General features: G+C 31.9%; 12 protein-coding genes. 4 read left to right on the forward strand and 8 right to left on the reverse strand.

The features are described from left to right. Nucleotides 1-143: 143 nt before the first annotated feature. The 3 genes from ACK2WN_RS11275 to ACK2WN_RS11285 form a co-directional block, all read right to left on the reverse strand. Nucleotides 144-1,514, reverse strand: a complete 1,371-nt coding sequence (locus ACK2WN_RS11275) for a peptide MFS transporter (RefSeq protein ID WP_416155626.1) — start codon at nucleotides 1,512-1,514, stop codon at nucleotides 144-146. 249 nt (nucleotides 1,515-1,763) lie between these two features. Further along, nucleotides 1,764-2,624 carry a DegV family protein gene (locus tag ACK2WN_RS11280; RefSeq protein ID WP_300530531.1) on the reverse strand — a complete coding sequence of 287 codons (861 nt, stop codon included), beginning with the start codon at nucleotides 2,622-2,624 and terminating at the stop codon, nucleotides 1,764-1,766. Between the two features lie 2 nt (nucleotides 2,625-2,626). Beyond that, a complete protein-coding gene (locus ACK2WN_RS11285) occupies nucleotides 2,627-3,991 on the reverse strand; it encodes a radical SAM protein (protein ID WP_300530529.1) in 1,365 nt (454 codons plus the stop codon). 350 nt (nucleotides 3,992-4,341) lie between these two features. Here ACK2WN_RS11285 and ACK2WN_RS11290 point away from each other — a divergent pair, with 350 nt between their 5' ends. Continuing rightward, on the forward strand, nucleotides 4,342-5,361 hold the full coding sequence (locus tag ACK2WN_RS11290; protein ID WP_416155627.1) for a hypothetical protein: 1,020 nt from the start codon (nucleotides 4,342-4,344) through the stop codon (nucleotides 5,359-5,361). Between the two features lie 178 nt (nucleotides 5,362-5,539). On the opposite strand, the gene ACK2WN_RS11295 is transcribed toward ACK2WN_RS11290, so the two are convergent. Further along, entirely contained in the window at nucleotides 5,540-6,112 is a 573-nt protein-coding gene (locus ACK2WN_RS11295; RefSeq protein WP_416155628.1) for a TetR/AcrR family transcriptional regulator C-terminal domain-containing protein, read from the reverse strand. A gap of 319 nt (nucleotides 6,113-6,431) precedes the next feature. Between ACK2WN_RS11295 and ACK2WN_RS11300 the strand changes: the two genes are divergently transcribed. Further along, entirely contained in the window at nucleotides 6,432-7,841 is a 1,410-nt protein-coding gene (locus tag ACK2WN_RS11300) for a glutamate decarboxylase (RefSeq protein WP_329998345.1), read from the forward strand. Between the two features lie 58 nt (nucleotides 7,842-7,899). Here the strand turns inward: ACK2WN_RS11300 and ACK2WN_RS11305 are convergent, their stop codons facing one another. Both ACK2WN_RS11305 and ACK2WN_RS11310 read right to left on the reverse strand, forming a co-directional pair. Next, the gene (locus ACK2WN_RS11305) at nucleotides 7,900-8,124 is read right to left on the reverse strand and encodes a DNA polymerase beta superfamily protein (RefSeq protein ID WP_329998343.1); all 225 of its coding nucleotides are present in this window, start codon (nucleotides 8,122-8,124) and stop codon (nucleotides 7,900-7,902) included. After that, nucleotides 8,124-8,243, reverse strand: a complete 120-nt coding sequence (locus ACK2WN_RS11310; protein WP_331496002.1) for an RNA 2'-phosphotransferase — start codon at nucleotides 8,241-8,243, stop codon at nucleotides 8,124-8,126. The genes ACK2WN_RS11305 and ACK2WN_RS11310 overlap by 1 nt, the downstream gene beginning before the upstream one ends. A 125-nt stretch (nucleotides 8,244-8,368) precedes the next feature. Between ACK2WN_RS11310 and ACK2WN_RS11315 the strand changes: the two genes are divergently transcribed. Beyond that, nucleotides 8,369-8,896 (forward strand): helix-turn-helix domain-containing protein, encoded by a 528-nt coding sequence (locus ACK2WN_RS11315; protein ID WP_416155629.1) that lies wholly within the window; start codon nucleotides 8,369-8,371, stop codon nucleotides 8,894-8,896. A gap of 161 nt (nucleotides 8,897-9,057) precedes the next feature. Continuing rightward, nucleotides 9,058-9,582: an ATP-binding protein gene (locus ACK2WN_RS11320; RefSeq protein WP_300530513.1), complete on the forward strand. Its 525-nt coding sequence runs from the start codon at nucleotides 9,058-9,060 to the stop codon at nucleotides 9,580-9,582. A 190-nt stretch (nucleotides 9,583-9,772) separates the two neighbouring features. Here ACK2WN_RS11320 and ACK2WN_RS11325 read toward each other — a convergent pair whose 3' ends face one another. Continuing rightward, on the reverse strand, nucleotides 9,773-10,288 hold the full coding sequence (locus ACK2WN_RS11325; RefSeq protein WP_416155630.1) for a 4Fe-4S binding protein: 516 nt from the start codon (nucleotides 10,286-10,288) through the stop codon (nucleotides 9,773-9,775). Between the two features lie 16 nt (nucleotides 10,289-10,304). Further along, nucleotides 10,305-11,663, reverse strand: coding sequence for a 23S rRNA (uracil(1939)-C(5))-methyltransferase RlmD (gene rlmD / locus ACK2WN_RS11330; protein ID WP_416155631.1), 1,359 nt, complete (start codon nucleotides 11,661-11,663; stop codon nucleotides 10,305-10,307). Nucleotides 11,664-12,559: the final 896 nt, after the last annotated feature.

The following is a 12,559-nucleotide window of genomic DNA, read 5'->3' on the forward strand; positions in this document are numbered from 1 at the left end:
ATGCTTCGCAGCATAAACCTTGCAAGTCACTATCAAGTTCATTGGTAGCTACGCCTTTTATGGACTTTCACCACAGATTAATAGCATGCCCGTCATACCAAAAAAAGAGATGCCTAGAAAACTGAGGCATCTCGTTTATAAAATTATTCTGCTTTTTCCATTTCATCAAGTTTACCACTACATAACCATAGTATTATACCTAATACTATTATTACAGCAGCTAAACCACCGTAACCAACAGTGAAGTTTATAGTCTTTAACCAAGCATATAGACTTGGGTATATATACTGAGCTATGAAAACAGCTATTGGCCAGAATCCAAGTAATAATCCTAGAACCTTAGCTGGAGCTAACTTAGATATAAATGAGTTTCCTAATGGTGAGAATATCATTTCACCTAAAGACATAAGTAAACTTACAAGTGCTAACCATAAGAATGAGCACTGTCCGTTTGCCATAGCTATTTTATCAGCTACAACCATTACTATGTAAGAAACACCAACTAGTATTATACCTAGTGCAGTTTTCTTGAACATACTTATATCTCCCTGAGGTCTCTTAGCCATTCTAGCCCATACAGCAGCTAGAACTGGTCCAAGTGCTATACAAACTAATGCGTTCATAGAGTCGAACCAAGAAGTTGGTACTTGGAAACTTCCTATATACCAGTTTGCTAAGTTCATGTAAGATGAACCATCTCCCCATCCAAATCTGTAGTATGCTGGCATGTAAGCCATGTACCATACCATCCAGAATATAGCTGAGAATAATGTAACTAATACTATAGCTCCTATACGTTTTGCATCTCCTGAAGTTAATTTATCTCCAGCTGCATCATCTTTTTTAGCTACAGTTTCGAATTCACGCTGGTCAGCTTTGAAAGGTTCTTTACCTGCATCACCTAAAGCTTTACCATTTAATATGAACCAAGCTGCATCTATGAACATAAATATCGCACATATTAAGAATACAGTGTTGAAGCTTGTTTTTATACCAAATAATCCAGTAGTAGCTAACATTGCTATAAATGTTGTTCCTATGAAAGAACCAACGTTTACGAATGAGTACTGAATTGAGAACGCTTCATCAAGCTCATCTGAATCGTGGAATAATAATCCATTTATACCAGATAAGTTACCTTTGAATAAACCTGTACCTATTGAAACTAATACTATCATTGCCCAAACTAAACCTAAAGAATCTGCTTTCCAAGTACATAAATATCCAAGTCCCATAAGTATCATACCTACTGGAACACATATTCTTGGACTGATCCAATGGTCAGCTATGTATCCACCAAATATTGGTGTTATATAAGTCCATGCTACGAATGCTGCTGACATTGCAACACCTTTTTCATCTGGTAATCCTAGTCCGCCAGATGCTACTTCTGTTACTATCCATATAGCTAATAAGTATTTTGCTGTATAGAATGCTATACGTTCAAATGTGAACCCTAGCGCACATACATAAAAGCCAAATGGTTTTTTGTTTTTTGTTTTAGTCGCTTCCATTTTTTACCCCCTGCTTAAATTTTTTCAAAGTTTTGCAATTTAGTAATTCATTTATTGGTTTAATTTTTCACAAAACTTTCGACTTTTGTATTATATCACACTAATTAATAAGGGGCAAATAAAAAATTATGTTATTTTTCTTAACTTTATATAAAATTCACATTAAGTTTTTTAAATATTTAAACTTTAACTTGTTATTTTATATTTTTTCATATTGTCTAAAAATTTTATATTTTTTAACAATCTTTATTATCTACTAGTTCCCCAGAATGCAAGTACCATTACCCCTGGACCCGTATGTGCTCCTATTATAGGACCAATATCAGAAATATAAATTTCTGCATCAGGCAATTTATTTTCTACATATTCTTTAAGTTCTTCGGCTGCCTTTAAATCATCTCCATGACCTATTACAACAGATTTACTTATTTCTGGGCTCCAAGTTTTTGCAATACATTCAACTTGAGCTGCCATAGCTTTATGACGTCCTCGAATTTTTTTAACAACCCGAAGTTTACCTTCTTCGTCTACACGTAAAAGAGGCTTTATATTTAACGTATTTCCAAGAGTTGCAGCAACTGCAGATACTCTTCCTCCGTGTTTTAAATGATCGAAGTTGTCTACAGTAAACCAATGGCATAAATTCATCTTGTTGTCCTCTATCCAGTCTACAAGCTCATCCATTGATAGACCTTCTCTTTTCTTTTTATCTACTTCCTCTACAAGAAGCCCTTCTCCAACTGCTGCACAAAGACTGTCTATGCAAATTATCCTCTGATCTGGATAACTTTCCTGAAGTTCATTCTTGCAAAGGCAAGCAGTTTGATATGTTCCAGACATCCCAGAAGAGAAGCTGATGTATAAAACATCCTTCCCTTCTTTAAGTGCCTCTTCAAAATATTTTTCGTATTCTAGTACATTTATCTGTGAAGTAGATGCGTAATATCCCTCTTTTTGCAAACCATAAAACTCTTTGCAGGAAATATTTCCCTGAGGTCCATACACATACTCCTTATCTCCAATTTCAACATTCATAGGTATTACTTTTACTGACTCTAGATCTTCCTGTAAATCAGAAGTCGCATCAGTAAATATTTGATATTCTCTCATATTTATTCACCCTTTTTGCAATTATCACAGCCACAGCAACCATGCCAAAGTTTGTCTGCTGTAGGTTTCCAGTTTGCTGCATATTCCACAGTCTTGTCACATAGGTGATCTACACTTTCAAAGCTCTGATAATCAGTATTTTCTGCTTTTGTTTCTTTAACCATTTGTCTTAAATATTCAGGGTTTTCTAGCATTGGGCATGGACGAAGCATATTGTCGTTAAATGGCTGATTATTGTGATATGCCATAAATAAAGGACTCTTATATGCGTCTAATAGGCTAGTATCGTGAATATTGCAATTTGAATAGTGTATAAATACACATGGTTCAACATCGCCCTTAGCATTTATGTGTAGGTAGTTTCTTCCGCCTGCTATACATCCATGAACATACTGAGCATCATTTTGGAAGTCCATTGAGAATATTGGTTTACATTTTCTAAATTCTCTTATACGGTTAAACATTAACTCTCTCTGCTTAGGACTAGGTAATAGCTCAACTGCAGCATCGTTTCCAACTGGCATATAGTGGAAGAACCATACAAATAATGCACCGCTATCTATCATTAAATCAAAATATTTTTCACTACTTACATCTTCAACATTCTTGCTTGTATAGCAAGTTGAAATACCAAATGGTAATTTATGTTCTTTTAATAGTTTCATTGCATTCTGCACTTTTTTGTAGACACCTTCACCTCTACGTCCGTCATTTGCTTCTTCAAAGCCTTCAAGAGATATAGCAGGTACAAAGTTTTTAACACGAAGCATTTCATTACAGAATTCCTCGTCTATTAAGCTACCATTTGTAAATGCTAAGAATGCACAGTCTGGATGCATTTCACAAATTTTCATTAAATCTTCTTTTCTAACTAAAGGTTCTCCACCAGTGTATATGTACATATATGTTCCCATTTCTTTACCCTGGCGAATTATTGAGTCTATTGTTTCTAAACTTAGATTTAATTTATTTCCGTATTCAGCTGCCCAACAACCAGTACAGTGCATATTACAAGCAGAAGTAGGGTCTAATAATATCGCCCAAGGAACATTACATCCTTCTCTTTCTGATACCTCATGCTGTATTGCACTTCCTTTTAAACTAGCATTGAATAAGAAGTTTTCAAAGAAAGCTCTTCTAACACCTGGATCTAAGTCATACACCTTTAAGATTAAATCGTACCAATGATTTTTTTCCTCTATTGCAGTTCTAATAGCATCACGCTGACTTTTATACCAATACTCAGGAGTCAGTTTGTCTACCAATTTCATAAGCTTTGGTATATTTTCTTCTGGGTTTCCTTCTATGTATTTTAGTGCCTTGTCAACTGCAAAATTTTGCATACTAGATTTTATAGATTTACTCATTTGTATTCATCCTTTCTATTTTTATATTTTCATGTTTTCCATTTGTACTTTTACATTTTTAATTATTATTTTCGAATGGTTTAAACAAATTATAAAAAGAATTGAATTTTATTTCATTGGACAAATTTAAACATCTGTCCTAATTTGCGACAAAAGAACAACTTTGTCCCATTTTTAGACAGATGTCTATTTGTGTCCATTGTAAGAAATGTATGAAATTATTTATTATTAAAATAAATAATAAGTATATAAATTTTTAGCAAAATATTCTTAGTAAACATACTCTAAAAAAATTCTAGTGTATTTTAGCAAAATAATACTTAATCCATTGAAAGGAGGTAAAAATTCAAATGAGAAATGATATATTCTACACCTTGATAGAAACCGTCGTCGCAAATAAGTTAAAAGATATGAAAAAATATCCCAAGCGCGCAACTAGGAATTTAATAGATTTAGGACTTTTATTCTCTAAAGGGAAATTTCAAAATGCTTTTTTCTCTTCTGCACAAACCATGCTACAAAATGAAGATAGCCCCTATTATAAATTGATAGATAACGTTGTAAACGGCGTAGAAAATCAACGACTACTTACCTTTGGCATGAACTTAGGCTATAATTCATTCAAAAGTGGCTCTAGAGAAATTAGAAGAAACGAAAGAAAATTAAACTGCACTATTCCCTGGGAAATTACCCTACATATAGACAATTTTTCTTTTAAAAATAATAACCAAAGTTACGACCGCCTTATATCCGATGGGGAGAGATTGGGAATATATAGTTGGATAATTTTTTTGGATAAGCCCTTTTCTGATTTTCTAGATTTGGTAAAAAAACACCCTGACAGCGTCTTTTTCATATTTTTAGAAGACTTAGATGAAGATGAAAAAACAAAACAAAGTAAAATAGATGAAAATTTCTTAGATTACATTGAAGAGTTAAAAAATATTATGCTCATAATCGAACTAGATAAAAAAAATCGCCATGTTTACAACGATCTAAAGCAAAAAAAACTTCTGTACAGTGTCTACTATAGATATTCTCAAAAGAATATCGACTTAATACTAGATGGAAGTATTCTTCGTTTTGCCGAGCAATTTAATCCATTTTTTACTGTTTTTGTTTCTGAGCCGTATTGTAATAAAAATCTTCGCAAGATGGTTTACAATATTTCCGAGCAAAGTAGAAATGAACAACTCTACAGCACTATTTCTTGGGAATTATTCCACAGCAACGCATATATAGACAAAGTTATTTCTGGTAAAAGTCGATACATCTCCTTTGATTATAGTGGAATTCTATGCGATGTTGATGGAAAAAAGATAGGTGATAAGAATATATTTGAGTCTGACCTCGTTTCTATTTTGAATTAAATTATTTCTATTTTGGGTTAAGTTTAAATCCAAACTTTTGTAATTAATCTTATTTTTATACTTATTATCCATTACCTTATTTTTGAGGTGGTTAGTTTTGAAATAGGCTGCTTGCAAAATCGTTGCTAGCAGCCAAAATATTATTTATTACTTTTTCAAAATATTATTTATTATTTTTTTAAGATAATTCCTGCTGCATTATTACAATCGCAGTTTTTATTAGTCCCATTATTTTTTCTAAAAATTCATCGGCTTTCATGCATTCTTTGCTCAAAAGCCATCTTTCTATTGCACACAAGATTGCATCTGTAAGGAAGTCTAGCGTAAATTCATCGACCTCTGCCTCATCTATTGTCACAAATTCTTCCAACAAAAATAAAATCCTATTTTTCACTAAAGGCTGGATATACTCACAAAAATGGTCCGAAAAAGAATTTTGACCTTTTATTAGAAGTGCCTTTTGGTAAAATTCTCTATTGTCGTAAAAATACTTGCATATATTTTCTATTGACTCCATTCTTTCTTCGTAAGTTTCCTTAAAACTCCGCTCAGATGCCACTTTTATAAACTCTGTGTCAAAAATCCAGTTTACCAAGTCGTATTTATCCTTGAAGTGATAATAGAAACTTTTTCTATTCATATCACAACCTTCGCAAATATGAGCCACAGTTATTTTGTCAAACGGTACAGTTTTCATAATCTCTTTTAAAGATTCTGCCAAAGCCTTTTTAGTTATATTAGAATCAGCCATTAAAAAACCTCCCTTACATCATCAAAATAATTCGTTTTACATAATTATACCAATAATACTATTATATCACATTATTCACTCTAAAAATCATTTTACTCTATCATATTTTCTTCTTTTATCCACATTTCCACATAATAATTCACCCATTTTACTAATGTTTGTGAGTTTTTCTTCATATTTATTGTAAGCTATTTTTCTTAGTGTTAGAATCAATGCAAATATAATTGCAATTTTATCAAGTTCTAAATGATACTCCTGTCTTTAGTATGGGATATTCAATCTTGATAAAAATATTATCTATTTCAAAGGAGATGCATTTATGATGATGTATAAAACACACAAATTTGATCATAAAGTCGATGAAGATGTTATTTTTGCTTCTAGAGATTCAGAATTTATTTTGCCTAAGTACAAAATTCCAAAAGAACAATCCGACTCTAAAGCTATTTTAGAAATTGTAAAAGACGAATTGTTTTTAGACGGAAATGCTAGACAAAATCTAGCTACCTTCACTCAGACTTATGAGGACGAGTACATCAAGGAAATAATGGAAATTGGGATGAATAAAAATATGATAGATAAGGATGAATATCCTCAAACTGCAGAGATTGAAAACAGAATAGTTTCTATGCTTGCAGATTTGTGGAATTCTCCAAATGAACTAACTTCAATAGGTACATCTACTGTTGGTTCTTCAGAAGCTTGTATGCTTGGAGGCCTTGCAATGTATCATCGCTGGAGAATGAAACGTATGGCAGAGGATAAAGATATAAGCAAACCAAACTTAGTTACAGGACCTGTTCAAGTTGTTTGGGAAAAATTCGCAAGATATTGGGGTATAGAGCTTAGAGAAATTCCAATGGAAGATGGACGATACTATATGGATCCCGACTCTATGCTTGAATATATAGATGAAAATACAATCGGTGTCGTTACAACTCTTGGCCTTACATTTACAGGAGAATACGAACCTATTGAAAAACTTTCTCACGCACTTGATAAGCTTGAAGAAAAGACTGGTTTAGATATAGATATGCACATAGATGCAGCATCTGGTGGATTTTTAGCACCATTCTGCGCACCTAAGATAAAATGGGACTTTAGACTTCCTAGAGTTAAATCTATAAGTGCATCAGGACACAAATTTGGACTTGCTCCTCTCGGATGTGGGTTTGTTGTTTGGCGTGACGAAAATGACCTACCTGACGATTTAATTTTCCATGTAAACTACTTAGGTGGAGATATGTCTGTGTTCCAGCTTAACTTCTCAAGACCAGCAGGACCTATAATAGCTCAATACTATCAGCTGCTTAGACTTGGATTTGATGGATATAAAAAAGTACACATGAACTGCTACAAAACTGCTCAATATTTAGCTAAAGAGCTAGAAAAACTCGGTGTGTTTGAGATAATTTTTGACGGAAATCCAAATAAAGGTATCCCTGCAGTTACATGGAGATTAAAAGAAGACGCAGAGGTTTCGTTTAATTTATATGATTTTGCGGATAAGTTGAGAAGTAGAGGCTGGTTGGTTCCTGCCTATTCTCTTCCAAAATACGCTGATAATGTAGTTGTTCAGAGAATTTTGGTTAGACAGGGATTTGGACTAGATATGGCTTCACTTCTTATGCAGGATATTAAGAGAACATTGAAGTATTTTGAAACTCATAGAGTTGTTTCTCATTTGAATGAGGAAGATGTTGTGAGCTTGAATCACACAGGAAGATAAAAATTAAGGGACTATTGCACGTTTTTACAATAGTCCCTTTTATAATTACTTTTTATTTTTAATTCAATTTTACTAACGATACAAAGTAATCATTTAGAAGATTCCACGTCTTTTCATCTTCTTCAATAAACTTTGCTTTTTCTTTTATGTTACTTAATTCTGCTTCAATATAGTCATTTAAAACTTGCACTCTTGGAGATAGCCCCATTTCTGGTAATTCTTGCTTCATTTTTAATAGTTTATCCACTTCTGATTTTATTGAATTCTCCAACTCAGATTCCATTAATTCAGAAAATCTTCAACATTTGCCCAACCATGTTCATCTAATGTTATTCCTATTGTTTCTGGTTTATGACGTAATATTAGACTTATAAATCTGCTTGTTTTTATCAAATTTCCCATAACTACACCTTCTTTTGTTTAAAACTTTTTCTTATAGCTTATCATTTTTGCATAGTAATTTCTATAATTTTCATTGTATAAATTATCATTTGTTTGTCCTTCCTATATATAGGGGGTGTTTAATTTTGAAAAAAGAAGTTAGTGTAGATTATTTATGTAATGAAAGAGAAAATCAGTATTTCGATAGAAAAAGTGCAAGAATCAAGCCCACCGAAGTAGCAAGACACTTGGTTGCTTTTTCAAATGCAAATGGTGGAATATTAGCAATTGGAATAGAGGATAATGGAACAATAACAGGATTTAATTATGATAAAGCAAATTCTATAAATGATTTTTTGTATGTTCCATTTTCATGCTGCCAGGGAAATTTAATGATAGAAACAGAAATTATAAACGTAAATGGAAAGCAAATTCTTTTATTTTTTATTGATTCTGTAGAAAATAATGTGATTAAAACAAGTGATAACAAAGTTTATCTTCGTATAGGAGATAAGTCAAAACTATTAACACATAATGAAATAACACAACTTGAATATGATAAAGGAGATAGAAGTTTCGAGGATTTAGTCATAAAAGATTCTAGCTTTGATGATGTAGATATAGAACTTTTATTAAAATACAATATGCTATTCCAAAAATTATTGAAGAAGTAAGACAAGCTATAAATTTTCAACTCAGAGAATTTCAATATCTTGATAAAGATGGTATTTTCAAAATAATACCTGAGTATCCTGAATTTGCTTGGTTTGAAGGTATTGTAAATAGCTTAACTCATAGGAATTATTCTATTATTGGAGATTATATTAGAGTTTCATTGTATGACGATAGATTAGAAATTTTCAGCCCTGGAAAACTTCCAAATATAGTTACTTTGGATAATATGAAAAATACCCGCTATTCTAGAAATCCAAGAATAGCAAGGGTATTGAGTGAGTTTGGATGGGTTAAAGAGCTTAATGAAGGTGTAAAAAGAATATATGATGAGATGGATGGTTTTTACCTAAATAATCCTACTTACTCTGAACCTAATAGAAACTCTGTCTTACTTGTACTTGAAAATAGTATAACTTCAAGAACCTTAAGAACTGAAGATAGAATGCAGAAAAATTTTGATGAATCAGTTTTTAATTCTTTGAATGAATATGAAATTAAAATTGTTCAATATTTAATGACAAATGAAAAAATAACTGTGAAAATAGCTTCCTCTTTAACAAAAAGAAGTGATGTTACATCTAGAAATAATTTAAAACAATTAGAAAGCATGGGGGTTTTGCAGTGGCATGGTAGTAATAAAAAAGATCCTACTCAATATTACACTCTTAACCCTAAATACAAATAGTTATATTTATTAAACACTCAAAAATATTTTAGAGTAACTTTCGAGTACTTTCGAGTAACTTTCGAGTAGATATAATACTTTCTAAGTATTTCTATGTGACTTCTAAGTAGGTATATACTTTCTAAGTATTTCTATGTAACTTCCATGTAAAAAGGGATTGTCACAGTTAAATTCTGCAACAATCCCTTTCTTATTTATGAATTGATTTCTTCGCACATTTATTTATACACTTGCCACATCTTATACACTCCACACTATTTGGATTTTCATACGGTTTTATTCCCATTTTACACTTTTTTCGACACAACCCACACTTATTACAGTTGCTATCCACCTTATATCTAAACGGAGATATTTTATTAAACAAACCTAAAAATACCCCAAAAGGACAAAAATATTTGCAAAACGGTCTAAATACGAATAGCGACATCAAAAATACTGTACTAAATCCAAATAATTTTACAAATATCTTAGCATCTCCAAATATACTCTTATCTTGCATAATGGAAACTGGCACTAAGATTATCAACGCAATAAATATAATGTATTTTATTTTCTTTAGATGTTTTTCATAAGGAAGCTCTACAAATTTTTTAGAATACGGTATTTCAAAAATTAATTCTTGTATTATTCCTAGTGGGCAAATGGTAGAACAAGCTAATCGTCCACCTATGGCTAATATTAAAAGAATAATTAAAAACGTCATATTTGAACTTTCCTATTTATTTTCTCTCTAATAAAGCCACATTTTCCACATGCACACTATGCGGGAACATATCAACTGGCTGAATTTCAACGCATTTAAACCCTCTCTCGTCCATATACGCTAAATCCCTCGCCAAAGTAGATGGGTTACAAGAAACGTAAACCACTCTCTCTGGATCCATAGAAACTATAGTATCAAGCACCTTTTCGTCGCAGCCCTTTCTTGGTGGGTCGACAACGACAACATCTGCTTTCTTTCCTTCTTTGTACATCTTTGGAACAACTTCTTCCGCTTTTCCAGCGTAGAACTCAGTATTTTCAAGTCCGTTAAGTTCTGCATTTCTCTTAGCATCTTTTATCGCATCCTCGACAATCTCAATTCCATAAACCTTCTTAGCTTTCTGTGCTAAGAACAGAGAAATTGTACCAATTCCGCAGTATATATCGAAAACTGTTTCATTTCCAGTTAAATTTGCATACTCTAAAGCCTTGTTGTATAACACCTCTGTCTGAACAGGATTTACCTGGAAGAATGAAAGTGGAGATATTTCAAACACAAGATTTCCTATATAATCGTTTATTTTTCCTGTTCCACATATAACTTTGTTTTCTCTTCCAAGAATTACATTTGTCTTATTTGTATTTACATTTACAACTAAAGTCTTAAATCCTTTTATTCTTTCTTCAAGCATTTTCGCAAGTTTATTTACATTTGGTATATTTTTTCCATTTGCAACTAATACAACCATAACTTCTCCAGTTGTAAATCCGATTTTTGTAACTATATGTCTTAAAAGTCCTTTGTGCTTCACTTCATCGTACACACTTATATTATTTTCGACGATAAATTCTCTAACAACTTCTATTATTTCGTCATTTAATTCGTGCTGAATCATACACTTAGCTGTTGGAATTACCTCGTGGCTCTTCTTTTTATAGAACCCTATCACAGGCTCTCCTTTTCTCATCTGAACTGGGAACTGAGCCTTATTTCTGTATCTAAATGGAGTTTCCATACCTATTGTATCGTGTATAGTCGCCCCTTCAATCTTACCAATTCTTGAAATGACCTGCTTAACCTCGTTAGTTTTAAGCTCAAGCTGCTTGTTGTAGTCAAGCTCCTGAATCTGACATCCACCACACATCTTTAAGCTATCGTCACAAACTCTCTCTACTCTGTATGGAGAATGCTCGATAATATCAACAAGATCACCAACTGCATAATTTTTCTTAGACTTATTTATCTTTACCTTAACCTTTTCTCCAACTAATGCACAGTCCACAAAAACTGTAAACCCGTCGTATTTACCAATTCCTACACCAGACTCACCCATGTCCACTATGTCTACTATGTACTCTTTATTTTTCTCTAGCATAATATCCTCCATTTTCTAAAATTTTTATCTATCTCAATCAAATTCTTTCCAAAATTTTATAACTTTAGCTTTATTTGAAAATTATTTTCTCTCAAAAATAACTTATCTTAACTAAAAAAATCAATTATAATATCTTTTTCAGACCTAAAAACTATTATTCTCAAAATTTAATTTTAACAGAAAAAAGCCCTGTACTCAAGTACAAGACTATAAAGAACAATATATAAATTATACAAATTATTTTTAAACTAACCTTAACTTTTTACTACTTTTTACCAACTTTTAATACTACAAAGTGGTAAAAAATAGTAAAATTTTTAGACAATAAGTATAAAAAATGTTATACTTATCTTAAAGAAATAGACAATAAAAAGGGAGAAATTGTAACTTAGTGGTATGAGTAATATTTCCCCAAGAAATATTTATATTTGGAGAATCACTCTTGTCTGCCAACTAGAGTGATTTTTTTATTAGATCATATATCATAGCACCTATAATCCGGATAATTATTTCATCCGAGTGCTTTATGATTATCTTCAATAACTTCTTAATAAAGTCAATAAAACAATCTAAAATTTCCAATCTATCGCCTCCTTTCTCCAACTTTCATGAGAAAGTGGTGAATAGTAGGAAACATCACTCTCAGTTACAATTTCTCTTAAATTTATTATATCATATTAACAATAATTATTTTATAAAAAATAATTATTGTTATCTTTTACAAAATTCAAATCTATACTTCAATATAAATCAAACTTTTCTATCTAAGTCTGTAAATTACTCAATATCAAGTAGGGGCTAACTTGTAGCCCCTCTCACACCACGGAGCGTGCCGTTCGGCACTCCGCGGTTCAATTTCATATAATAATCTAAGCAACTTATTAATCCTCTTTTAG

This window comes from Peptacetobacter sp. AB800 (assembly GCF_047807365.1).
Lineage (GTDB): Bacteria > Bacillota > Clostridia > Peptostreptococcales > Peptostreptococcaceae > Peptacetobacter.